This is a genomic window from Seonamhaeicola marinus, from assembly GCF_008085455.1.
Window position 1 is genome coordinate 273,301 of sequence record NZ_VSDQ01000679.1, and the last position, 25,194, is coordinate 298,494.

A 25,194-nucleotide genomic window follows, 5' to 3' on the forward strand; every position below is an offset into this window, starting at 1 on the left:
TTATTCAAAGTAGTTATTAATTCTATAACCACCTTCTTTAAGATATTGATCTTTCTTCATTAGTTTTAAATCACTAACCATCATATCTTCTACTAAGGCCTCTAGATCATACTTTGGTACCCAACCTAATTTTTCTTTTGCCTTTGTAGCATCTCCTATTAATAAATCGACTTCTGTTGGTCTATAGTATTTCGGATCTACAGCAATTATTTCTCTACCTATTTCTAATTGGTAATCTGGGTTAGAACACGACTTAATATATCCTTTTTCTTCTTCAGCAGTTCCTTTAAACTCTAATTCAATACCAACATGAGCAAAACTCATTTTTACAAAATCTCTAACAGTAGTCGTTTTATTGGTTGCAATCACCCAATCTTCAGCATCATCTGCTTGAAGTATTAACCACATCATTCTCACATAATCCTTAGCATGCCCCCAATCTCTTTTTGCATCTAAATTACCTAGGTACATTTTATCTTGAAGTCCTAATGAAATTCTGGATGCGGCTCTGGTTATCTTTCTTGTAACGAACGTTTCTCCTCTAATAGGTGACTCATGATTAAATAATATGCCGTTGCAAGCATACATTCCATAAGCTTCCCTATAATTTACAGTAATCCAGTAGGCATACATTTTAGCAACAGCATAAGGACTTCTTGGATAAAACGGAGTTGTTTCGGTTTGCGGTACTTCTTGTACTTTGCCATATAATTCTGATGTAGAAGCTTGATATATTCGTGTCTTTTTTTCCAGACCTAAGAATCTAATAGCCTCCAAAAGTCTTAAAGTGCCAATTCCATCGGCATTCGCTGTATATTCCGGCATTTCAAAAGACACATGTACATGACTCATTGCCGCTAGATTGTATATTTCATCAGGTTGAACCTCTTGAATAATTCGTGTTAGATTCGTACTATCCGTTAAATCCCCATAGTGCAAAAAGAAGTTTCTATTTTCAATATGAGGATCTTGATATAAATGATCTATTCTATCTGTATTAAATAATGAAGATCTTCTTTTTATTCCATGAACCTCATACCCCTTTTTAAGTAAGAATTCACTTAAATATGCTCCATCCTGTCCTGTTACACCTGTTATCAATGCTATTTTTTTAGCCATTTATTTTATATTTTTTTATTTTAAAACAGAGTTTTTAGGTCTTAGTGCAAAAGTATTATATTTCTTAACCTTTTCAAGCTTTGTCTTACCTAAAAGTTCTTTTTCTATCAACACCTTTCGAGCAAAATCATACCATGTCATAACATCTTTGCAAGAATAGTGATATATACCAAAGTTGTCATCTCTTTTTCTAATCAAATTAACAATAAAACTACTTAAATTAACCGTATCTGTTGGGCACCCTATTTGCTCAGTAGTTATTTTTAAATCTTTTCCTTCCTTAGCCCACTTAACTACACTTTTGTAAAAATTATGTCCGTATTTTTTACTATATAACCAAGAGGTTCTAACTATGAAGTAATTTTTTAAAATTTCTTGAACGTATTTTTCTCCTAGAAGTTTAGATTTTCCATATTCATTAATCGGATTTGGTTTATCTAAAATTGTATAAGGCTCTTCTTTTTTACCGTCAAAAACATAATCTGTGGAAATATGAACCAAACCAACGTCATATATTTTACAAGCTTCTGCCAAATTTTTAACACCTTCTGCATTAATTTTATATGCTATTTCTGGAGTTTTTTCAGCTTCTTCAACATTTGTATAGGCTGCACAATTAATGCAATAGTCTAATTTATTATCCTTAAAAAAAACATCAAGTATTCCTTTATCTGTTATATCAAGTATTTCTTTTGAAGCAAAAATAAAATCCAATTCGACCTCATTTTCAGAATATAATTCTGCAATGGTTTTTCCCAACTGTCCATTAGCCCCTGTAACTAATACCTTCTTTTTCATATTTCCAGAAGAAATTTTTTCAAAGTTGGAAGCTCCTTATCTTTACTAGATAAAATAATATTCTCTTGTATTTTCCAGTCAATTTTTAGCTGTTCATCATTATAAAAAACCCCACGTTCAGCAGGTTTACAATAATAATTATCACATTTATAGGAGAAAATAGTATTATCCTCCAAGACATGAAAACCATGAGCAAATCCCCTTGGAATAAAAAGATGCTGGTGCTTATAAGCATCTAAAATTATAGAAAAATGTTTGCCAAAAGTTTTGGAATTGGGTCTTAGATCAACTGCCACATCAAGAACTTTTCCACTCAACACTTTTACAAGTTTTGCCTGTGCATGTTCGTCTATTTGAAAATGTAAACCTCTTAGTACTCCTTTAGTTGATTTTGACACATTATCTTGAACAAAATGAACATCAGCACCCGTAAATTCGTTGAATTTCTTATGATTAAAACTTTCATAAAAAAATCCTCTACTATCTTCAAAAACACTTGGTGTAATTACAAAACACCCTTCTAAATTAGTTTCCTCAACTTTCATTAGTCTTTTATTAAATGTTGAAGGTATTTGCCATAACCACTTTTAAGTAATGGTTCAGCTAATCTATTTAGTTGGTTTTTATCTATATAACCCATTTTATAAGCTTCTTCTTCTATACATCCAATTTTTTGTCCTTGCCTTTCTTCTATAACTTGAACAAACTGAGAAGCCTGCATTAATGAAGAAAATGTACCCGTATCTAACCATGCCGTTCCTTTATCTAAAACTTCCACATTAAGGCTTCCATTTTCTAAATACGCCTTATTAACATCAGTTATCTCTAACTCACCTCTCTTACTAGGCTTAATATTTTTTGCTATCTCAATAACCAAATTATCATAAAAATAAATACCAGGGACGGCGTAATTTGATTTAGGTTTAGTTGGTTTTTCCTCTATAGATATTACCTTTCCATTTTCACTAAACTCTACAACACCATATCTTTGAGGGTCTTGTACATGATATGCAAAAATTGTTCCTCCTTTTGGTTTTATAGCATTTTTTAAAGTTTTACTTAAACCTGACCCATAAAATATATTATCACCTAAAACGAGTGCTACGTTATCATTTCCAATAAAACTTTCACCAATAATAAAAGCTTCTGCTAAGCCTTTAGGCTCATCTTGTACAGCATATTCAAAACTACAGCCATAATCTTTTCCATTTCCTAAAAGCTCTTTGAATTTTTGATTATCCGTAGGTGTTGTAATAATTAAAATTTCATTAATTCCAGCAGACATAAGAGTAGTTAAAGGATAGTAAATCATAGGCTTATCATAAACTGGCATAAGTTGCTTACTCACTACTTTTGTTAGTGGGTGAAGCCTTGTACCAGATCCTCCTGCCAAAATTATTCCTTTCATTAAAGATTCTATTTTTCATTTCCACGAAAGTGAAAATCTTTTAAATTAAATACTATATTTTTTAACGTACCATTCAACTGTTTTTAGTATACCAGACTCAAAGTTCTCAACAGCATTCCAACCTAATTTTTTTTCAATTTTTGAAGCATCAATAGCATATCTAAAATCGTGTCCTGGCCTATCATTGACAAAAGAAATCTGTTCTTTATACGAATTTTCCTTTGGCTTGATTTTATCTAAAACTTCACAAATATAGTTAGCAATATATAGATTATCTCTTTCATTTTTTCCCCCAATATTATATGTCTCTCCAGATTTACCATTCTTATAGACCAATTCAATTCCTAAACAGTGATCCTTAACGTATAACCAATCTCTAATATTTTTACCATCTCCGTAAATAGGAATCTTTTCTCCTTTTAATGCCTTCCTTATTATTGTTGGAATCAGTTTTTCATCATGCTGTTTCGGCCCATAATTATTAGAGCAATTGGTTGTTACCACATTCATCCCATAAGTATGATAATAACTTCTTATAATAAAGTCTGAAGAAGCTTTTGAAGCACTATAAGGACTATTGGGTGCATATGCAGTTTTTTCGGTAAATAATCCGGTTTCTCCTAAAGTACCATATACCTCATCAGTGGAAATATGATGAAATCTAGAGTTTTCATATTCTTTCTTAACTTCAAAAGGAGCTTCCATCCAATGATTTTTAGCTACATCTAAAAGATTAAATGTTCCCGTTATATTGGTATCAATGAATGCAGATGGGTTTTTTATTGAATTATCTACATGGGATTCTGCAGCGAAATGGATAACCCCTTGAAAATTATACTTATCAAATAAATCTTGAATTAAATCTCTATTGTAAATATCTCCTTCAACAAAAGTATACCTATCATTATCCTCTATCTCAATTAGATTATTTAAGCTACCTGCATAAGTTAATTTATCTAAATTAACTACATTAATTTTTGGGTGCATTTGCAAAAAATAAACTATAAAATTAGAACCTATAAAACCTGCTCCTCCGGTAATTAAGATATTCATTTTTAAATCTTATTCTTATGCTGTTCTAAAAACTTAACAAATTGCAACCCTAATAATACCATAAAGGTAGCTATGCTAAATAACAATCCATAAAACAATTTCTGTCCAATTTTAAAACCAAAAACTTCTTTTTTATCATCAATAGATCCAGAATCCTGTTTACTTGATAAAACTTCAATTATATTTTCAATATCAGCTTTTCTACGATTTATTAAAACCAATTCATCCCTTAACTGTAAGTCGTTTTTGTATAAATCATATTCTTTTGTTTTATCTGTAACATTAGACCCTTCAAAAGTAATCCCTATTTCAGAACCGTTCTTAGATTTCAACCCACTTTCTAAAACTTTTCTATAAGTTTTCTGTAAAGAATCTGACCTCATTAAAGCTTCTTTTAAAGCCAATTCTCTATTAGACAGTTCTTTCAAATCCTTTTCCTGTTCCCTCTTAAAATAAGGGTTATTGTTAACCCCTTGAATTAGTTTCGTAAAAACAGTCTTAAAATTATTCCTCTCTTTAGACTTTATATCAATCTGTTGGTATTGATGATTATAATCTTTTAAATTTTCACTATACCCTTCATACGTAATTGTTTTTGCAACTGTAGTATCTAGGGTTTTTAAATACCTATCAAATTCCTTAATCTTTTGATTTTCCGTTATTACAGATTCTATTTCAAATCCTAATATGGATTTTGCTTGGTCTTCTTCCAGCCCCAATATAGAACTAAGCGTGCCAAAATCTTTTTGTTTTACCAAATCATTATAATAAGATATAGAGTTATACATATTTTCACCTGTATTATAATTTTGTTTTATGGTAATATAAGACTTGTAAACTGGGTCTGAAGATTTTTGAAGTGCATATCCAAGTACAATTCCAATAACACCAGAAATAACCAGTTTTAAAAAATGTTTCTTTACAAAAAAAACGAACCAAACAAATGCCAAAAATATTTTATTAAAAATACCACCAATAAACTTAAAAAGTCTATCAAACATATTTCCAATAAGTTTAAATAACTGCCCTAAATCTACTTCTTCAGATTGTTGTGGTTGCGGCAACTCTTTGCTCATAACTATATTAAATTGAATTAAATATTTGTTCTAAAATTGTTCTTGTAATTAAATACGTAGGTCTTACACCAGTTGTTCCCAATCCTCCTGAGGCTAATGTAGCTCCAGTTTCTAAGGGGTTGTCACTGGCATAATAGGCATATCTTACCTTTACATCATTGCCAATACTTCCTCTAACTTTTGACGCTGCTTGAATTGCTTTCTGGTAATGCGCTCCCTCCATTTCTAAGCCAATAACTTGCCAAGTAGAGTCATGGAAGAACTTAAGAATATCTTTGTTCTGAAGCGAAGTTCCTAACACAGTTATCATTGATCCTTCATACACTTCAACTCCTTGACCTTCTAAATCTTCTTTTTTTAATTCGTTTTTAAACGGGTAATTATCAGCAGTTCCTTCAAAGATATGCGCAGAAGGTATCATAATATCACCTTTTCCTCCTTCCAAAATACCAGCCTTACCCATTATTGATAAAGACTCAACATTTAAATGAATCTTTTCACCATTTTTTTGATACGGTTTTAAAAGCTCATCAATGGTTTCATATGCTTGCTCTCCAAATGCATAATCCATTACTAATATAACAGGCTTCTTCTCATGTAAAATTTCCTCCTTAGCCTTTATATCAATTTTTGAAATGTCTATTTTACTGGTATCGAACAACTGAACATCTATGTTTGCACCAGATGTATCTTTTATGTAAAGCATTCCTTTTCGTAAGGCTTCTGCATTAACTTTGTCTCTTAGTGCCTTATTATCATTATTGCTTAATGCTTCATAAACTTCAAAAACATCCTTTTTCGAAGCCAAAGTTTTCAAAGCAGCAGGGGCAAAAAGTGTATTCATAACACTATGCATATTAGCACTAATAACATGGATAGGACGATTTAATAAACTATTTTTATATAGAATTTCCTTTATGTTATTAGCCCATATTTCACCATGAATATGATGCCCAATACGTTCTCTTAAAACTGGAGTAAATGTAATGGTTCTCTTATTGTTATTAACCTGCTCTTCTAAAGCTAATTTACCCAACCAGTATACAATATGAAGTAATCGTTCAGGTTGCTTAGGTGTTGCAAAATCATTATAAACAGCTCTTAACTCATCAAATGTTCTTCCTAAAATATTGGCGGTATGGGTAATTGCTACTTCTCGTTCTTCATTAGTCAACTCCTTTTTTGAAAGAACAGATTTCTCAAGCTTCTCCCAATCTCTAGTTGTTAACCCTTCTTCCTCGTCTACTAAAACTCTGTTACTGATTTTATGAGACTCTACAAAAAGAAACGTAAGATGCGTTAGAATATCATAAATCTCCGAACGTCCACGTGTTATTTCGATATTCATTTGCTCATCATCTATTCGATAGCAGTTTCTTCTTCTTTTTTCAGGAATTATGGTTTTAAAATGTGAATTGGAATAACCTTCGTCACTAGTAAGATTAATAAATGTGCATTCTTCTATCCCTTCAGGTAGCCTGTCGATTACATAAAGTAACCCTTCTAATTCAGCTTTTTCTTCGCCAATAGAACCATAGATTTCTGGACGTAAAAGTAGTAAGGAGTTTCTAAGCATTTCTCCAGAAACACCCATTGGTTTGTAGAACCCTCTTATGAATAAGTGACGCATAGTAATATACATCCTTTCTATAGCATTAGAGCTCTCTTGAGCTCTAGTTCTTTCGTGATGTTTAATATTACTCATGGGGCTTTTTTTACGTTTCAAAGATAATACTATTTAGTTTAAATGATGTAAGGAAAATTATCAACTATTTTTCTGTCATTCGAAAGTCTTGGTAACTTATTCTGCCCTCCTAATTTACCAATAGATTTCATGTAGTTTTTAAATCCTTCTTTTTCAACCTTGGTTATTTTTAAAGTTTGAAGCACATTGCCTTCAATTAAATCGAAATAATATACATTTTGTTTTTGAAGAGATTCATCTATTCTTTCGGCAAAGGCCTTTAAATCTTCAGGCTCATTTTCAAACTCTATATACCATTCATGATATGGCAATCCTTCCTTTGGGTTAATCTGAGGCGCCACAGTAAATTCTGTTACGGTTATATCTGTTCCTTCTACAGCATCTTGTAGAGCCTGCTCTACTTCTTTACCAATAACATGCTCACCAAAAGCAGAAATAAAGTGCTTTATTCTACCAGAAACTATAACCCGGTAAGGTTTTGTTGACGTAAACTGTACCGTATCTCCAATGTTATATGCCCACAAACCAGCATTAGTTGAAATTATCATTACATAATTAATACCAACCTCAACATCTTTAATGGTTATACGTTCTGGGTTTTCAGTAAAAAATTCATCTGCTTTTATAAACTCATAAAAAATGCCTGAGTTTAATTGAAGTAGCATGCCCTTTTCATTCTGTCTATCTTGAAATGCAAAAAAACCTTCGCTAGCGGGATACAATTCAATACTATCTACAGACCTTCCTATTAAGTTTTCAAATTTTGTTTTGTAAGGCTCATAATTAACACCCCCAAAAATGAATAAATTAAAATTCTTAAAAATCTCACCTACGGGTTTCCCAGTTTTTTGAATCAGCTTTTCAAAATACATTTGTACCCAAGACGGAATTCCTGAAATAATAGTCATGTTCTCTGGTAAAGTTTCTTCAACTATAGCATCAACTTTTGTTTCCCAGTCATCAATACAATTGGTTTCCCAAGAGGGCAATCTGTTTTTCTGGAGGTATTTTGGCACATAATGAGCCACAATACCAGATAACCTTCCCAATTTAACACCGTTTTTGTCATTTAGTATTGGGCTACCTTGAAGGAAAATCATTTTACCATCCACAAATTTAGTGTTGCCCGTCTCATGTATATACATAAGAATGGCATTTCTTGCTGCCTCTACATGACTTGGCATGCTTTCCTTCGTAATAGGAATATATTTAGCTCCAGAGGTTGTTCCAGATGTCTTTGCATAGTAAAGAGGCTTTCCTTTCCAGAGGATATTTTCTTCTCCAGCAACCATTCTATCAACATAAGGCCTTAGTGCTTCATAGTCCCTAACAGGTACACGCTTTACAAAATCTTGGTGGGAGTTAATACTAACAAAGTCATGATCTTTACCAAATGCAGTGCTGGCACCATTTGATATTAACGCTTCAAATACCTTTTGTTGTGTTTTTTCTGGATTATTGGACCATTTCTTGATTTTCTTGTAAACACGTTTAGCAAAGGGTCTTGCTAGGGCAGATTTTAGTGATAGCATTATTTAAAATCTATAAAATTTGTTGGATTGATTGGGTAACCATCGTTCCAAAGTTCAAAATGTAAATGAGGTCCGGTAGAGAGTTCTCCAGTGTTTCCAGCGGTTGCAATAACTTCTCCTGCTTTAACCAGCTCTCCTTGAGATTTATTTAATTGGGCGTTATGCTTATAAACAGAGATTAGTCCGTAACTATGTTCCAAAATAATAACATAACCCGTACTAGCAGTCCATTCTGCAAAAATAACAATCCCGTCTGCTGTTGCTTTAACTGGTGTATCTTTAGGAACCACAATATCAACTGCATAATGCTTTTCTTCTACATTATAGTCTTCACTAATAGTACCATTAACAGGAGGAAACAACACAAAATTTGTAGCTGTAGTAGCAGATTCAAATAAATTATACTTATCCTCTTTATCTACTTTTTCCCTAAGAATAGAATCCTCAGCAATTGGCGTAAAATCTACTTCACTGGCCTCTAGTTTAACAGCTGCAACAATAGAATCTTTATTTAGATCTGCACTGCTTACATCTCCTTTTAACACCTTTTTAATAGAGCTGTAATAAATCTCATTCATGGTTATTACACGTTGTAAAGAATCTGTTTTAAAATTAAGTTCTGTAGCTCTCTTTTTTAATTTTGTCGAGGAGTATCCTGGAATATATTCTCTAAGAGGTGTAAACGCAATGAAAATAAATGTAATGGCTATGAGAAGAATTGCAGAAACCGAACAAACCACAAAAACGTTTAGTCTAGTTAACTTAAAAGACAAACGCTCTTCAAAGGTATTCTCGTTAAGTATTACTAATCTATACTTATCGAGCAGCTTTTTTTTGATTTTCTTTGGCTCCTTTTTTCTTTTCATCGGACGCAAAATTAAATAAAATTATGTCACAAGCGGTTTTGTGAGTGCTAAAGTTAAGCTTAAAACGACATTATTAAACTTTAATTATTAACTTTGTTTTTTAAATTAATAATTATGAGCTTACTTATGTTACCATTAGCTATTGGACCTTTACAAATTACTTTAATTATAGTAGTTGTTTTATTACTATTTGGAGGAAAGAAAATACCTGAATTAATGAGAGGTTTGGGAAGCGGTATTAAAGAGTTTAAAGATGCGAGCAAAGACGAAGAAGGAAATGCTACTGAAGCTGACAAAAAAGAATAAGACCCTTTTAAATACATAAAAAAAGACCAACTTTTCAGTTGGTCTTTTTTTGTTCTAACTTATGTCTTTAGTCAATTTTAATGGACTTAATAATAGCTTCTAGTTCTAACATGTAATTTCTCTTTTCTACCGAAGGTGCAAACACAAAACCTTCTACACCTACCCAACGTTTGTTTACCTTATCTTCTATGGTGTAATTAACAAAGGCACCTCCCATAAAGTCGTTTGTTAATTCCCAAATACCTTTCGTTTCAAATGCAGGTTTATTGTCTATAATAGTCTCTCCATGAAACGGGGTATAAGCGTCTTCCGTAATCATATAGGAACTAATTTTAGTGCCATCTGCATTAACATTACCATCTAATCGGCCTTTAAAATATTGTTTACCAAGCGAATCTCTTATTTTAATGATTTGAACAATAGTACTATCATTTCTCTTAATTGCATCATAAGGCAAATCGTATATCATAAAATGAGAATGACCAGTGGTTATATTTTTTCTAAACCAAAAGAAGTTATCACGTTCTTTTGCAATTTCGTAAATTGAAGAAAATGCCATTGTAAGTCCTAGCTTCTCTTTGATCTGTTCAAATTTATGAGGCGATTTAGCCATTTGGCGTTGTCTTTCAGCTATTTCAGTATTTCTAAAAATCTCTGTTATTTTATCTGCATTCTCTTTAATTAAACCAATAATATCCTCTCTTGATTTTCCAGATAACACAACTACCTTTTGTGGTTTTGCATATTGATCTTCCTTAAACTCTATATTAGCATCTTTGCCCATTTCAATTTTAAGGATTGTTCTGTTTTTAGTGACAAAACCCGAAAACACTTGTGGCGGAATCTGACTTAAAGTAAACATGGGTTCATCTTGAGGCAGCCCATAGATAGGTTTTGTTAAAACATCTCTAATGGCGTCTCCAATACGTCCGTTCCATAAATCATTCTCTAAAATAACAGATACATGATTTATATTACCAGAAGAATCCTGAAGAAACTTTGCGGGAGCTTTTCCCTTGTTATCTTTACAGGAAAACACAAGAAGTAATACTAAAGTTGATAAAAGAATTTTTTTCATCTGATATATGTTTTAATTAAAGGCATCACCCTTTTGAAATTTTAAGCTTCATACCTGGCTTTAAATTACTCCCACTAATACCGTTCCAATCTCGAATATTTTGGATAGAAACTCCAGAAAATTTTTGAGAAATACTCCATAATGAGTCTCCATCTTTAACTGTATATATAATTACATCACCTGAAATTGGTTTCGGAATAACTTTCTTTTTAGTGGTAGAAGCGGTTTTAGTAGTTGAAGGTGTATAAGGCTTTCTAGGGTAAATAGTTAAACGCTGACCAATACTTAAATTGTTAGAACGTAACCCATTCCATCGTTTTATTTGACTAACTCTAACACCATAACGCCTTGCAATTTTACCTAAATAGTCACCAGATCTTACTTTATATCTTACCCTATCGGTTGCATTAAAAAACTGAGGCAAAGGTTTTTCTCTTTTGGCAAACTCCTCTTTTACAAAAGCATATATTTTTTCTTCATTATTCACAAAAGTACCTACCACTTCTCTAGGTAAACGCAAGTAATAATTCTCGTTTTTTATTACTGGAATAATGTCTAATTTATAGGAAGGGTTTAAAAACTGAAGCTCTTCAACAGGTGTTCCTGTAACTTCTGCAACCTGATCTAAAGTAATCATGTTTTTAACTAAAACCGTATCAGTTTCTTTAAGCACAAATTCTGGTTTTACAGTTTTAAAACCATGTTCTTCGGCATACTCAAAAATGTACATATTAGCCAAAAAAGCGGGTAAGTACCCAGCGGTTTCTCTAGGTAAATTATGCCTAATGTTCCAATAATTTTTATAACCTCCGGACCTTCTAATGGCCTTTGTAACATTTCCTGGACCAGAATTGTATGCCGCAAGAGCTAAATCCCAATCGCCAAATATTTCATAAAGCTTAGCCAAGTATTTAGATGCAGCCTCAGTAGACTTTACAGGGTCACTACGTTCATCTACATAACTACTTACATCTAAACCATACATTTTACCTGTACTAAACATAAACTGCCACAACCCTGTAGCTCCTACAGGTGATTTTGCTCTAGGTCTCAAAGCAGATTCTACTATAGAAAGATATTTTATTTCTAATGGAATGTTATGTTTATCTAATTCCTCTTCAAATAAAGGAAAGTAAAAATGACTTAAAGACATCAGTTTTTGTAACGACTTCCGTCTGTGTTTTAAATACATTTTTATAACACTTTCTAATGCTGGGTTGTACTCTACATTAAACGGTGTTCTGGCATTAAGCAATTCTAATCTTGCTTTTAACGTATCTGTTGGAAGTTCTGGATACTCAACCTCATCAAAAGTTAACTCTGTTACAGATTTATAGATGGTGTCAAATAAACTATTGCTGTATAACTCTTCTTGCCATTTTTCATCAATACTTGAAGCCAGCGCATTATCCTCAAGCTTTTTTACAGAAGCCGAATCTTGCACAGCTTCAATAGGTTTTATTTGAGGAGCATTGCCATCAATTACCGAGTCCTTAACCTTAACAGGAGATGTACTATCTTGAGTTTGTGAAAAACCAAATGATGAAGCAAAAACAAATAATAATATATAAAAACGAAAAGTCATAATCTCTCTCTACCTTGAACGATAATACGGCTAAATTCGTGTTTTTTATGTTAAATAAAAAATAAGACCTGTAGAGTTTTATTCTACAGGTCTTTTATATTTAATGATTCCACAGCTTAAGCTGGAAATATCAATTAATCTAATATAGCGGCAATTCCAGGAAGTGTTTTACCTTCTAAGCTTTCTAACATTGCACCACCACCAGTACTTACATAGCTTACTTTATCTTGGAAACCAAATTGCTTAACTGCGGCAACAGAATCTCCACCACCTACTAATGAAAACGCTCCGTTTTTAGTTGCCTCTGCAATAGAATCTCCTAAAGCAATAGTACCACCAGCAAAACTTTCCATTTCAAAAACACCTAATGGCCCATTCCAAAGAATAGTTTTAGACTCCATAACAACATTGTGGAATGCTTCTCTGGATTTTGGACCAGCATCTACACCTTCCCAACCATCAGGAATTTCATTGATATCGCAAATTTGAGTGTTGGCGTCATTACTAAAATCATCTGCAGCAATGGTATCTACAGGAATGTGCACTTGTACATTCTTTTCTTTTGCCTGCTTTAATATATCTAAAGCTAATTCCATTTTATCATCTTCACAGATAGAGTTACCAATCTTTCCTCCTTGAGCTTTAACAAACGTAAACGCCATACCACCACCAATAATTAAGTGATCTACTTTATCAAGAATGTTTTCTATAATTGTAATTTTTGAAGACACTTTTGCTCCACCAAGAATAGCAAGCACAGGTTTTTCCCCAGTTTCCATTACTTTTTTAATACTCTCAATTTCTTGAGCTAATAGGCTACCAAAACATTTATCTTCTGGGAAAAATTCAGCAACAATGGTTGTTGATGCATGAGCTCTGTGAGCAGTTCCAAAGGCGTCATTAACATATACATCTCCTAACTTAGCTAATTTTTCAGCAAATGCTTTATCTCCAGCAGTCTCTTCTTTATAATAACGAAGGTTTTCTAGTAATAAAATTTGACCAGGTTCTAAACTTGCAGCAGCAGCTTCAACATCTTCTCCTATACAATCTGAAACAAACTTTACCTCAACACCTAAAACATCTTGAACTTTTTCTACAATATGCTTTAATGAAAACTCATCTTGAAATCCTTTTGGACGCCCTAAGTGCGACATTAGAATACAGCTTCCACCATCTTCTAATATTTTAATGATTGTTGGTTTAGCGGATATAATTCTAGTAGCATCTGTTACCTCAAAATTTTCATTTAAAGGTACATTAAAATCTACACGAATTAATGCTTTTTTATTCTCAAAATTAAAGTCGTTAAGAGTCTTCATTTTTATAGTGTTTACTAATTAATGTTTACAAAAGTAACCAATTAATTAGCACTAAAAAATGTGTTTTTTAACGAAAACGATGTAGGCAGCAATTATTTTACGAAGCTTTCTTTAGCTTAGGTTTAGATTTTGATTTTGAAGTCTTCTTCTTTGACTTAACAAGTTCTAGTTTTGGGTCTTTTTTAGTAGGTTTTGTCTTCTTCTTAGAAGCGACCACCTTATTTTTTTTCTTTTTTAATTCGGCAGGTTTCTTATCTACCTTTTTCTTGGCAATAGGCTTACTTACTTTTTTCTTTGCTTTTGCTTTTGCAGACTTTGCCTTCTTCTTAGCAGCTAATTTTGCCTTTTTTAATTGTGCTTTTTTCTTAGCAGCAATCTTTTTAGCTTTTGCTTTTGCCTTCTTTTTAGCCTTAGCTTTAGCCAATTTTGCTTTCTTAATGGCTTTTGCTCTGGCTTTAGCCGCTGCTTTTTTCTTAGCAGCTAATTTTTTAGCCTTCGCCATCGCCTTTTTCTTAGCCTTTGCTTTGGCCTCTTTAGCTTTCTTCTTTGCTTTTGCTTTGGCCTTCTTCTCTGCAGCTTTCTTTTTTGCTGCTAATTTAGCTGCCTTAGCTTTGGCCTTTTTAAGCTCCTTTTCTTTTTTAGCTTTTGCTTTCGCTTTCTTCTTTGCTTTGGCCTTGTCTGCTTTGGCTTTTTTCTTAGCCGCTAATTTTAGTTCTTTCGCAAGCTTTTCCGCTTTTTTCTTGTCCTTTTTACTCAGTTTTTTCTTTTCAACTGCTGCTTTTGCCATAACTTAAAGTTTGTTTATTGTTAACTCAATGTAAATTTAATGTTAACAAAACTACATAAAAATCCTATTTTCCAATGTTAAATCTTACATTTTACTAAAAACTTAACATTGGAAACAAACTAAACTTCAAGATAAATACATGTAAATATTATAAATTCACACCAAAGAAAGTTTGTCCTTAGTTTAGTGTAAATCCAGAATCTATAAGCACTACCAACTCTTTAATGTTTTCCGAAATAATTTTCTTGAGGTTCTTTTTCATTAAAGGTTTCATAATAATCCCAAAGGGTTTGAAATCAACAAATATTTCGACGGTTAATTTGGTATGCCCATCTTTCACTTCTTCTAAAACAAAATAGTTGTTAAATTTTTTTGTAAAAGGCACTAAGTTAGTAGACTCACCGTAAACCAGCTGATTATTTTCAACTTGTTTGGTAACCGTAACCTGTTCTACTTCTTTATTGTTAACTAAGCACCTGTGTTTTTCTCCAACACGGTTTATTTTGTTCTTTTCATATTCCAGTTTATCAATGCCCTTCGTCCAAAGCAATCTATAGTCAAAATTACTAATCACCTCGTATAAATCATTCATAGGAATCTTAATAATTTCGGTTTCATGAAATAGTTTATGCTTTGGAACATTATCGGGAATAAGCTTTATTTCAGGAAGCCTTTCTTTTAGATAATTTAGTGCAGTATAGGTATAATTTATACTTCCAAAATCATAATGCGCGGTTATTTCATCCTTTCCTTGGGTAGAATTAACACTTTCCGTAAATAATGCATATTCATTCACGGGCACCTCATTTTTAAGCAACCTATGAATTTGAATTACATTGCTTCCATAAGGCTTTTCAGAATCTTTTATCTTGATGAACTCAATTTCGCCGTAATGAATTACAAATTTGAGCTGAAGGTTATAGGCAGAGGTACAGGCGCCACATTGACAAATACGTTGGTATTCGTAGCGTTTTAAATGCGTGTGAAAGGCTAAGTACATTTCTTCTACTTGCTTTTCTATCAGCTTAATATCTACCTTATCCTGAAGTTTATATAAGAACAATGCGTCTCCTTCAATTTCAGCCAATTCTAAATGCATAGGATTTGTGTCAATGAGCAACTCCAACAACTCAGCAATAATATGTCTACTGTGTGTTATTGAGGTGTGGTGCACAAACTCAGTAAAGCCCGAAATGTCTGGAATAAAAAGTAATGCTTTCTGCATTGAAAAACTGGTTAATTGATTTTCAGAAGTATAAAAATAAAACTCTTTCTGTTTAGTTTATTACAAAGATTTGTTAAAGCTACATATGTTACTTTAAACTTCTAATCATAAAAAAATTCGTTTACTTTTGTTTGATGCTATTCTCAGATATTTTAGGGCAAGAACATATTAAAAGTCACCTTACCAAAAGTGCTGATAACGGAAGGATTCCACATGCACAACTATTTGTTGGGCCTGAAGGTTCGGGCACCTTACCAATGGCTATAGCATATGCACAGTATCTCTTATGTAAAAATAGTGATGGAGAAAACACCTCTGGAAATGAAGCTTGTAATCTAAAATTCAGCAATATTTCACATCCAGATTTGCACTTTGCTTTTCCTGTAACTACAACAGATAAAGCCAAAAGTCATCCCGTGTCTAGTCATTATTTAGAAGAATGGCGCCAATTAATAAAAGAACAGCCCTATGGTAATCTTTTTGATTGGTATAAACTACTTGGAGTAGATAATAAACAAGGGCAAATAGGTGTAGACGAGGCTCAAGATATTGTAAAGGCGCTTTCTTTAAAATCTTATGAAGGCGGTTACAAGGTTATGCTTATTTGGATGGCTGAAAAAATGAACATTGCCTGTGCAAATAAACTTCTTAAGCTTATTGAAGAGCCACCAAATAAAACAATTTTCCTTTTAATTGCGGAAGACGAAGAACAAATTATAAATACCATTCGTTCGCGTTGTCAAATATTGCATTTTCCTCCTTTAGCTGAAGATGTCATAAAAGAAGCCCTTCTTAAAAATTACCAATTAGATGAAGCTGTGGCTACTAAAATTGCCCATCAGTCTAATGGCAACTATAACAAAGCTTGTGATTTAGTCTATCATGATTCAGAAGACATTCAATTTGAGGAATGGTTTATATTTTGGGTACGTAGTGCCTTTAAAGCCAAAGGTAACAAAGCTGCAATTCATGATTTAATTTCATGGAGCGAAAACATTGCCAAAACAGGGCGTGAAACCCAAAAACAATTTCTTAATTTTTGTATTGACTTTTTTAGACAAGCACTTCTACTTAACTATAATGCCACAGAGTTAGTTTTTTTGGAACCAAAAACCGAAAAATTTAGACTTGAAAACTTTGCGCCTTTTATTCATGGTGGTAATATTTTAGAAATAAGCGATGAACTTCAAAATGCCATTTATCATATAGAACGCAACGGTAACTCTAAAATTATTTTAACCGATCTATCAATTAAACTGACCAGATTGTTACACAAAAAGGCCGAATAAAACCTATTGAAACCATATCACTCTCATTTTTAATGGTTTCTTTTTAAAATCAACCACTCTTATTTTTAATTTTAGTGTCCAACTTAACAATTAAACTGTGAGGCACTTTTCAATTTTTATTTTCTTTTTTTCTCAGTGAGTATTCTAAATGCTCAAATAGTTTTACTAGGTGATAATGCACCTTACAAAAACGTGAATGATGGCGATTTTGAAATGGTAAAAGGCTATTGGCGGCAATCAAAACAGTCGCCTTTTTGGAAAACTCATAATGTAAGTGGTTTGGGAGAGTATAAAATGGGTATACACCACGGAAGCATGTTTAGCATAAACAATGTTGGCATAGCTGAATCTGTAGTTTTAAATACCAATCCTAATTATAAAAAGCCAAAAGCTGGAGATATACTTAAATGGAGTTTTGGCGCGGATTTAGAATACATAAGTAAAGGTAGTATTTCATTAAGCTTAGTATTTGGTAAACACGAGCGCATTGTTGCCAATAAAGTTAAACTAAAGGGGTCTGATAAAATAATTGAACACTTTAAAGGTACTTATACCTTAACTGAAGAAGATGCTAAAGAAGGACCCCCTTTTGTAAGGGCTACATTCTATTCTGAAGATGAAATTAAGGTCTTTCTACATTATGTTAATTTAAGTGTAGTGAATGCAAAAACTAGGGGTCCAGATTTGAAGGCAGAAGTTACTAAAGACGGTCTAAAATTAATTTGGGAAGACTATAGAGCCGATGCTAACAGCACATTTAAAATATACCGCCAGTTCAGTGAAAAAGACGATTATATAAAAATAGGTGAGACCTCAGCATTAAACTTTATTGATAATAATCTAATAAATGGTGTAAACTACACTTATGTTGTTACACGGTTTAATGGTATAGAATCTGGCGCTTCAAATAAGGTTACAATTGCAAAAATTGATAAAATAGCTCCTAAGCCTCCAACAGAACTTAAAGCAGATATTTTTGATTCAGAAATACGGTTACATTGGACTAAAAGCACTAGTAATGATATAAAATATTATTCTGTTTTTAGAGGTAACGCAAACGGTGAAAACTTCAAAGAAATAGCACACAAATTAACAAAAACTACTTTCTTAGATTTTACGCCTACCAAAGCTATTCAAAATACCTATGTTGTCGTTGCTCATGACTTTAGCGGTAATACAAGTGAAAAGTCAAAACCTATAAAAGCAAAAGTTAAAATGGTAAAAGGCGCATCCTTTAGTGATTTAATCCTGCCCATGCCTATCCACAATAAACTTTCTACAAACACTTGGGGAGCAGCAGGTGTTTTACCAAGAGATATAGACAATGGAATTGAAGATCCAGAATGGAGCTATTGGGGAGGAAGACCTGTTTACGATAAAACCGATGGTAAATACCATATGTTAGTTACTAGATGGCCAGCAAACGCCACCAAAGGGCATTGGGAATGGCCGAGATCTACTGTGGCCCATGTGGTTGCAGCTAAACCTACGGGGCCGTATAAAGTGCAAAAAGATCTTGCTTATAATTTCGCTAACGGATTGGGACATAATCCAGATATCATTCTCCTAAATGATGGTACATTTATGTTATACTCCTTAATTAACTGGGAGCCTCATTTATTCACTTCGAAATCAATGAATGGCCCCTGGAAACATATTGGTATCATGCAAATTGATGAAAACACAACTCTAGAAAAACCTAAACTGTTTTACAGGTTTAAAAGAAACTTGTCTGGAGTTCATATGAATAATGGCAAGTTCTTATTTGTTACTAAAGGGGGAGGAATGATGATGAGTGAAGATACAAACCCATTGGGACCATATAAAATATTAACAGGACCGTTACAAGGCAATCCTATTATACCAGAAAAATACAGAACCTCCAATTTCGAAGACCCCGTACTTTGGAAAGATGACGTACAATATCACATGATGATAAATGCCTTTTTAGATTATCGGGCTATTTATTTAAGATCGCTAGATGGAATTCACTGGAAATTTAATCCGGGAACTGCCTATACACCTAATAACACAAGTTATGAAGACGGAACTCAAACACATTGGTATAAACTGGAAAGACCCCACGTATTAACCGATACATTTGGAAGAGCAACACATTTATCGGTGGCCGTTATAGATGTTCCGAAAAGGGATGACTTAGCAAAAGACAAGCATAACTCTAAAAATATCATTATACCATTAACCGTTCACAAACGCTTAGAAATTCTTAATTCTAAACCTATTAATTCTGAAACAAAAATCATTAAGGTTCTAATAAACCCTGAAGTAAACTTCAATCCACTTACCGATATAGACTTCGAAACAGTAAGGTTTGGAGCTCCAGAAGAGGTAGATTATGGTAATGGTTGTAAATTATTAAAAACCAAGAAAAAAGGTGACAAGCTTATTTTAATGTTCGATGGAAGTCAAAACAGAATTTCTGAATCTAACTTTACAGGAAAACTTCTTGGTAGCACTAAACAAGGAAAACTTTTAATTGGATTTGCTTTATTGCCTAAAAGAGAAATTAAAGATTAGCAATATAATCCTCTAAACTATCATTACGCTGCAATCCAATTTTTTTTCTAATTCTAGATCTAGATATGTGTATACTGTGTGGTACAATATTTAAAATTCTTGCCATCTCTTTTGTCCCAAATTTCAGCTTGATTAAAGCACAATGTTTACGCTCTGTAATGCTTAAATCTGGGTGTTTTTCCTTCAGTTTAGTATAGAACTCGTCATTCACTTCTGTAAATCTTAAGTTAAACGAGTCCCATAAATCTTTGGCTCCCTTTTTATATCTATAACTCATAGATTTATAATTAGAAGGTGATTCTTTCTTTAAGACATCTAACAGTTCATCAATATCCTTCTCTTTATCTATAAGCTGCAATGCATAGGAAGTAAGCTCTTTACTTTTGGCAGCAATTTCAGTTCTATTTTGTTCTTCTTTAAGTTCAGATGTAATTTCAGCTTCTCTTTTAGCCATTAAAGTGCGTTTTAATTTCATACGCATTCTATAAATAATAGAAAGTACAATAACGAGTAAAATAGCAAAAGCTGAAATCATCTTAAGTCGCCATTGTATTTCTTTATTTTCGGCTATTTCATTCTGTTGTTTTGCTAATTGCGCATTCTTCTCAGAAATTGATTTTAGGTAAGTATTTTTTATTTCAAAAAGTTCACTATTCGTTTGATTCTTTATATCCATTAAACTATCCGAAACAACCTGAGATTTAACAGAGTATAAATAGGCCTTGGTATCTAAATTCTTCTTAAAAAAAACATTTGATAACTTAAATAGTACATCAGCTTTTAAATCGCTTCTATAATTTCTTAGTTCAATTAAGTTTAAGCTCTTATTAAAATAAAAAACAGCACTATCTAACTCACCTTTCCGTTCATATAACTCCCCTAAAAACATATTAATATTTGTTCTGTAGGGTACATCAACGTCTTTTGTATGTTTAAAAGAAGAATGTAAGTACTTTGATGCTTCATTCAATCTATCAAGTTTCAACATAACATAACCTCTTTCGGCATCTAAAAAAGGCATGTCTACATGTTTGTTTTCAACTATTTCGTCATTAATTAAACAAGAATCTAAATATTTTAAAGCTTCAAAATAATTACCCTGAAGTCGCTCTCTTAACGCAAGATTCATATAAGATGACACCAAAGGTCTCGTATTACTTTCGTCTTCAAAATATAAATCTTTTGAAATTGCTAATGACGCCTGAAAATGCTCCATAGATTCTTTATCCATATTAAATAAGGCGTAGAGCTTAGCAAGTCTTATATGAACTTCCTGTTTTGTATTATCGTAATTGGTAAAATTAGATAAGTATTGTGCTTCCCATAAATTGTCGAAAGCCAAACTATATTTACCTATTACTTTTTGGGTTTCAGACATATCCATTAAGCATTTAGATATCATAGCCGTGTCATTCTTAGCTTCAAAATACTCTAAACACGTTCTTGCAATTTTAAGTGACCTTTGTGGGTTTTTTTTTGATACTCCCCTAGCCCTTTGCATCCTCTTTGTATAATATGATACTGAGTCTAGTATACTCTCTTCTACTTGAGCACTAAGACTAAAGTTTGAAAACAGTATAAATGTTAAAAAACATAAAAACCTATAAAACAGCTTCATAACTGGCATATTTCAATTTCTACCAAAGTATAAAATTATTCAATTACGTAGCATTTATGTAAGCTCAAAAAAGCCCTTATGTATAGTTTATGTAGTTCAGTTTTTTGACTGCAGAGCACCTAAAACATAAGTTTGTCTCCTCTTTTAAAATGGGCTAATCCCCAATTAAACTGGCAGTTACTCAATTTAGATAAGCTTAAACCAACTCAAAGTTCTAAATAATTTCTATACAAGAAAAATCTGCCAAAAACTAGATAAACATCCGTTGATTAACGCTCAACAAAAGAACTAAACTAATAATGGAAATGTATTTTTTTAATCTCTCGCAACAATTGCTTCAAGCATTTTTATCCAAGCTATTAAAATTGCCTGCATCAACTAAAACTAAGGCACTCCTAAATCCATATTTCTAAAACTTTTGATTTCCAGAAACTCAAGATGGAATTCCAATGTGACCAAACGAATATAGCTTAAACCCATAGTATTTGGAGCTTACTTAAATACACAACCAACTTAAAACAACTATCTAAAAATTAACTAAATAATTACATATGAAAAACAATCTAAAAAAAGAAAAACGGCTATTTAAGACGTTTCTAACAGCATTTGTTCTGGCCATAAGCATGAACATAAGTGCCCAGACAAAAACCATAACTGGTCAAATAAGTTCTAACGGTTTGCCTTTACCTGGGGTAAGTGTTATTCTAAAAGGAACAAATACTGGAACAGCATCAGACTTTGATGGAAATTACACTATTAAGGCTAAACCAAATGATGTCTTAGTGTTCAGTTTTATAGGATATCAAACGAAAGAAATTACCGTAAAAGATAGCAACCAAATTAATGTGCAGCTTACAGAAGATGTTTCCAAATTAGATGAAGTTGTTGTCATTGGATACGGAACGGCAAGCAAAAAAGACTTAACGGGTTCTATTGTTTCTGTTAAAAGTGAGCAAATAGACCAAGTAAAGCCAGTTACATTTGAAGGCGGCCTAGCGGCTAGAGCGGCTGGGGTTCAAGTGGTTCAATCTAGTGGTGAGCCTGGATCTGGTTTTCAAATTCGTGTAAGAGGTGGTTCTTCTATTAATGCTAGTAACGACCCTCTTTACGTTATAGACGGATTTGCTCTTAGTGGATCATCTGAAGCATCAGGAACTGGAGGCAGTGGCTTAGGCAACTCTTCAACAAGTCCATTAGAATCACTTGATCCAAGTTCTATAGAGTCTATTGAGGTGTTGAAAGACGCTTCAGCTACAGCTATTTATGGATCAAGAGGTGCCAATGGTGTAATTATAATTACCACTAAAAAAGGAAAAAAAGGACGTACTTCTTTAAACTTTGAAACCTTTACAGGATTTTCTTCAATGGTTAGACCAATTGATTTGTTAAGTGGTGAAGAATACGTGGAATGGTGGAATGAATATTTCCCAACTGAAGGAGCAGACCCTACAGACCCTAATGATAGAAACGCATTTATTTTTAAAGAAGATGACGGAACGCCTATTCCATTTTCCGATCCATTAATGCGTACTTACGATTGGCAAGAAGAAGTTACGCGTAACGCAGTAACTCATAATTATAGACTTTCCATGAGGGGTGGTAGTGACAAAAACTCCTATTCTGCTTCTTTTTCATATTTAAACCAAGAAGGTATTGTAAAAACGAATAATTATGAACGTTACAATGGGAATATTAACATAAGACAGAATATTACCGATAAATTATCTTCTGGTATAAACATTAATTTAGGTATTACTAAAAACTCAGGAATTATTGCCGCTGCAAATGCTGGTTTACAAGGACGAAGTGGTCTTTTAACCAATTCAACATTGTTTAGACCACTTATTGGAAGAAGGTTAGATAATGGGGATGCTATTTTTGACGATGAAGGCAACTTAGTGAGCTTAAGAAATGGAGAGTTTGTTAACCCTGTTCTAAGGTTAGAAACGGATTATAACAATAGGCGAAATTCTAGAGTTTTAGGTAGTGTTTTTGTGCAATATGAAATAACAGACAACCTTACCTTTAAGTCGTCCTTAAGGGGGTCTGTTGCCAACAACAAATCTGAACAATATTTTAGTGAAGAATTGGGTTATGGTAGATTAACTAATGGTAGAGCAATAGTTAATAGTAGATTAACTTCAAGTATTATTACAGAGCAAAATTTAAATTATAAGAAACGTTTTAACGGCGGACATAACTTAAATATAACGGCTGTTTTTGAAAGACAAGAAGATACTAACGAATTTATTAGATCTGAAGCTTTAGACTTTAATTTACCTGGTGTTAACTTAGGTAATTTAGGAGTGGCTGGGGAGACATTGCAAAATAGTTCCAATTTTGTGAGAACTTCACTCCAATCTTACTTAGGGCGTTTACAATACAATTATAAAGGAAAGTATATCTTAAATGCCAGTGCAAGATACGACGGTTCCTCTCGTTTTGCAGAAGGCGCAAAATGGGGTTTCTTCCCATCTGCTGGTCTTGCTTGGAATGTAGCTAACGAAAACTTCTTAAAAGGAAGTAGGACCATAAATAACCTGAAGCTTAAAGCAAGTTATGGTGAAACAGGCAACACATCTATTGGTTCTTATAGGTCGTTTGCTCAAGCGCAATTTGCAAGTATAATTCTTAACGGGAATCAACAATTTGCTGGTGCCGCTGTTAGTCAGTTAGCTAATCCAGACCTTACCTGGGAAACCACCAAGCAATTAGATGCTGGTGTGTCAATAGGTTTATTCAATAACAGAATTAGTATTGAAGCCGATTATTACGAGAAGGAAACTGAAGATTTGCTTTTAGAAGTGCCTTTAGCGGCATCAAGTGGTTTTAATAGTGTCTTTAAAAACTTAGGAGCTGTAGAGAATAAAGGATTTGAGCTTGCTCTAAACACAATTAATGTTGACACAAAGAACTTTGAATGGACTACTAACTTTAATATCAGCTTTAACAGAAATAAGGTTTTAGATTTAGGAGATGCTAACGAATTCATTGTAACAGCAATTGGTGCTGGAAATCAAGTTACAAATGATTATATCGTAAGAGTTGGTGAAGCCTTAGGGTCGTTCTATGGTATTGAGGTAGAAGGTGTGTACAACTATAGCGATTTTGACGCCTTTGATGGTTTATCTGATGCTGAGGCAGCTGCTCAATTACGACAAGATGCTGAAGACCAAGGTATTCAATGGTACGAACTAGAATATGAACTAAAAGATGGTATTCATACATCTGGACAATCTGATAGAACACGCTACCGTCCTGGTATGCCAAAATTCGTAGATCAACACACAATTGACACCGATGGCGATGGTATTCCTGATGCTGGTGATGGTATTGTTAATGCAGACGATAGAACTATTTTAGGTAATGCGCTTCCAGATCATTTTGGAGGGTTTACCAATAACTTCAAGTTCAAAAATGTTGATTTATCAGTTGTTACCCAATGGTCTTATGGTAATGAAATAAACAATAAAAACCTACATAAAGGTTATAGCCAAACTGTTCCTTTTTCTAACAAATACGGCATCATAAGAAACCGTTGGGAACCTGAATCTCCAAACACTAAAGTAGCTTCAATTTTAGGATATCAAAACGGTGCTATTCCTGGTTCTTTGTACTCAGATTACGTTGAAGATGGTTCATTTTTAAGAATTAGTAACATCACTTTAGGTTATGAACTACCTAAAAGGTTAAAAGACAATTTAGGCGTAAAAACTTTTAGACTATACGGGGCAGTAGATAACGTATTTGTTTGGACTAATTATTCTGGATATGATCCAGAGGTAAGTGTTGCCAGAAATCAGTTAACACCAGGATTAGATGTAGATTCTTATCCAAGAGCAAGAACATTTAGAGTTGGTCTAAATGTTGGTTTCTAGAATAAAAAACA

Annotated in this window: 19 protein-coding genes; 4 read left to right on the plus strand and 15 right to left on the minus strand. The window is 33.0% G+C overall.

What is annotated here, in order from left to right:
• From gmd to FUA24_RS12440, 9 genes are read right to left on the minus strand one after another with little or no spacing between them, the layout of a single operon-like run.
• A complete protein-coding gene (gmd, locus tag FUA24_RS12400; RefSeq protein WP_148542753.1) occupies positions 1 to 1,119 on the minus strand; it encodes a GDP-mannose 4,6-dehydratase in 1,119 nt (372 codons plus the stop codon).
• 15 nt (positions 1,120 to 1,134) lie between these two features.
• A complete protein-coding gene (gene rfbD / locus FUA24_RS12405; RefSeq protein ID WP_148542756.1) occupies positions 1,135 to 1,917 on the minus strand; it encodes a dTDP-4-dehydrorhamnose reductase in 783 nt (260 codons plus the stop codon).
• On the minus strand, positions 1,914 to 2,462 hold the full coding sequence (rfbC, locus tag FUA24_RS12410; protein WP_148542758.1) for a dTDP-4-dehydrorhamnose 3,5-epimerase: 549 nt from the start codon (positions 2,460 to 2,462) through the stop codon (positions 1,914 to 1,916). Before rfbC ends, rfbD begins: the two co-directional genes overlap by 4 nt.
• Positions 2,462 to 3,325, minus strand: a complete 864-nt coding sequence (gene rfbA, locus FUA24_RS12415) for a glucose-1-phosphate thymidylyltransferase RfbA (RefSeq protein ID WP_148542760.1) — start codon at positions 3,323 to 3,325, stop codon at positions 2,462 to 2,464. The genes rfbC and rfbA overlap by 1 nt, the downstream gene beginning before the upstream one ends.
• Positions 3,326 to 3,370: 45 nt before the next feature.
• A complete protein-coding gene (gene rfbB, locus FUA24_RS12420; RefSeq protein ID WP_148542762.1) occupies positions 3,371 to 4,378 on the minus strand; it encodes a dTDP-glucose 4,6-dehydratase in 1,008 nt (335 codons plus the stop codon).
• A gap of 2 nt (positions 4,379 to 4,380) precedes the next feature.
• A complete protein-coding gene (locus tag FUA24_RS12425) occupies positions 4,381 to 5,454 on the minus strand; it encodes a hypothetical protein (RefSeq protein ID WP_148542765.1) in 1,074 nt (357 codons plus the stop codon).
• A 7-nt stretch (positions 5,455 to 5,461) separates the two neighbouring features.
• Positions 5,462 to 7,159, minus strand: coding sequence for a DUF6909 family protein (locus tag FUA24_RS12430; protein ID WP_148542766.1), 1,698 nt, complete (start codon positions 7,157 to 7,159; stop codon positions 5,462 to 5,464).
• A 38-nt stretch (positions 7,160 to 7,197) separates the two neighbouring features.
• Positions 7,198 to 8,691, minus strand: coding sequence for a GH3 auxin-responsive promoter family protein (locus tag FUA24_RS12435; RefSeq protein WP_148542769.1), 1,494 nt, complete (start codon positions 8,689 to 8,691; stop codon positions 7,198 to 7,200).
• Entirely contained in the window at positions 8,691 to 9,557 is an 867-nt protein-coding gene (locus tag FUA24_RS12440) for a M23 family metallopeptidase (protein ID WP_148542771.1), read from the minus strand. Before FUA24_RS12440 ends, FUA24_RS12435 begins: the two co-directional genes overlap by 1 nt.
• Before the next feature lie 114 nt (positions 9,558 to 9,671).
• On the opposite strand from FUA24_RS12440, the gene FUA24_RS12445 reads away from it, so the two are divergent.
• The gene (locus FUA24_RS12445) at positions 9,672 to 9,863 is read left to right on the plus strand and encodes a Sec-independent protein translocase subunit TatA/TatB (protein ID WP_148542773.1); all 192 of its coding nucleotides are present in this window, start codon (positions 9,672 to 9,674) and stop codon (positions 9,861 to 9,863) included.
• A 67-nt stretch (positions 9,864 to 9,930) separates the two neighbouring features.
• Here FUA24_RS12445 and FUA24_RS12450 read toward each other — a convergent pair whose 3' ends face one another.
• The 5 genes from FUA24_RS12450 to FUA24_RS12470 form a co-directional block, all read right to left on the minus strand.
• Positions 9,931 to 10,941, minus strand: a complete 1,011-nt coding sequence (locus tag FUA24_RS12450; RefSeq protein ID WP_148542775.1) for a DUF4837 family protein — start codon at positions 10,939 to 10,941, stop codon at positions 9,931 to 9,933.
• A gap of 25 nt (positions 10,942 to 10,966) precedes the next feature.
• Positions 10,967 to 12,526, minus strand: coding sequence for a LysM peptidoglycan-binding domain-containing protein (locus FUA24_RS12455; RefSeq protein ID WP_148542777.1), 1,560 nt, complete (start codon positions 12,524 to 12,526; stop codon positions 10,967 to 10,969).
• Positions 12,527 to 12,660: 134 nt separating this feature from the next.
• Entirely contained in the window at positions 12,661 to 13,848 is a 1,188-nt protein-coding gene (locus FUA24_RS12460; protein ID WP_148542779.1) for a phosphoglycerate kinase, read from the minus strand.
• Positions 13,849 to 13,945: 97 nt separating this feature from the next.
• Positions 13,946 to 14,635, minus strand: a complete 690-nt coding sequence (locus FUA24_RS12465; RefSeq protein WP_187388273.1) for a hypothetical protein — start codon at positions 14,633 to 14,635, stop codon at positions 13,946 to 13,948.
• 178 nt (positions 14,636 to 14,813) lie between these two features.
• Positions 14,814 to 15,860 carry a DUF2652 domain-containing protein gene (locus tag FUA24_RS12470; RefSeq protein ID WP_148542781.1) on the minus strand — a complete coding sequence of 349 codons (1,047 nt, stop codon included), beginning with the start codon at positions 15,858 to 15,860 and terminating at the stop codon, positions 14,814 to 14,816.
• Positions 15,861 to 15,994: 134 nt separating this feature from the next.
• Between FUA24_RS12470 and FUA24_RS12475 the strand changes: the two genes are divergently transcribed.
• Positions 15,995 to 17,149 (plus strand): DNA polymerase III subunit, encoded by a 1,155-nt coding sequence (locus tag FUA24_RS12475; RefSeq protein ID WP_148542783.1) that lies wholly within the window; start codon positions 15,995 to 15,997, stop codon positions 17,147 to 17,149.
• A gap of 135 nt (positions 17,150 to 17,284) precedes the next feature.
• Positions 17,285 to 19,687, plus strand: a complete 2,403-nt coding sequence (locus FUA24_RS12480) for a hypothetical protein (protein WP_148542785.1) — start codon at positions 17,285 to 17,287, stop codon at positions 19,685 to 19,687.
• Here FUA24_RS12480 and FUA24_RS12485 read toward each other — a convergent pair.
• A complete protein-coding gene (locus FUA24_RS12485) occupies positions 19,677 to 21,305 on the minus strand; it encodes a tol-pal system YbgF family protein (RefSeq protein ID WP_222861358.1) in 1,629 nt (542 codons plus the stop codon). The genes FUA24_RS12480 and FUA24_RS12485 overlap by 11 nt on opposite strands.
• Before the next feature lie 551 nt (positions 21,306 to 21,856).
• Between FUA24_RS12485 and FUA24_RS12490 the strand changes: the two genes are divergently transcribed.
• Positions 21,857 to 25,183: a SusC/RagA family TonB-linked outer membrane protein gene (locus FUA24_RS12490; protein ID WP_246147041.1), complete on the plus strand. Its 3,327-nt coding sequence runs from the start codon at positions 21,857 to 21,859 to the stop codon at positions 25,181 to 25,183.
• Positions 25,184 to 25,194: the final 11 nt, after the last annotated feature.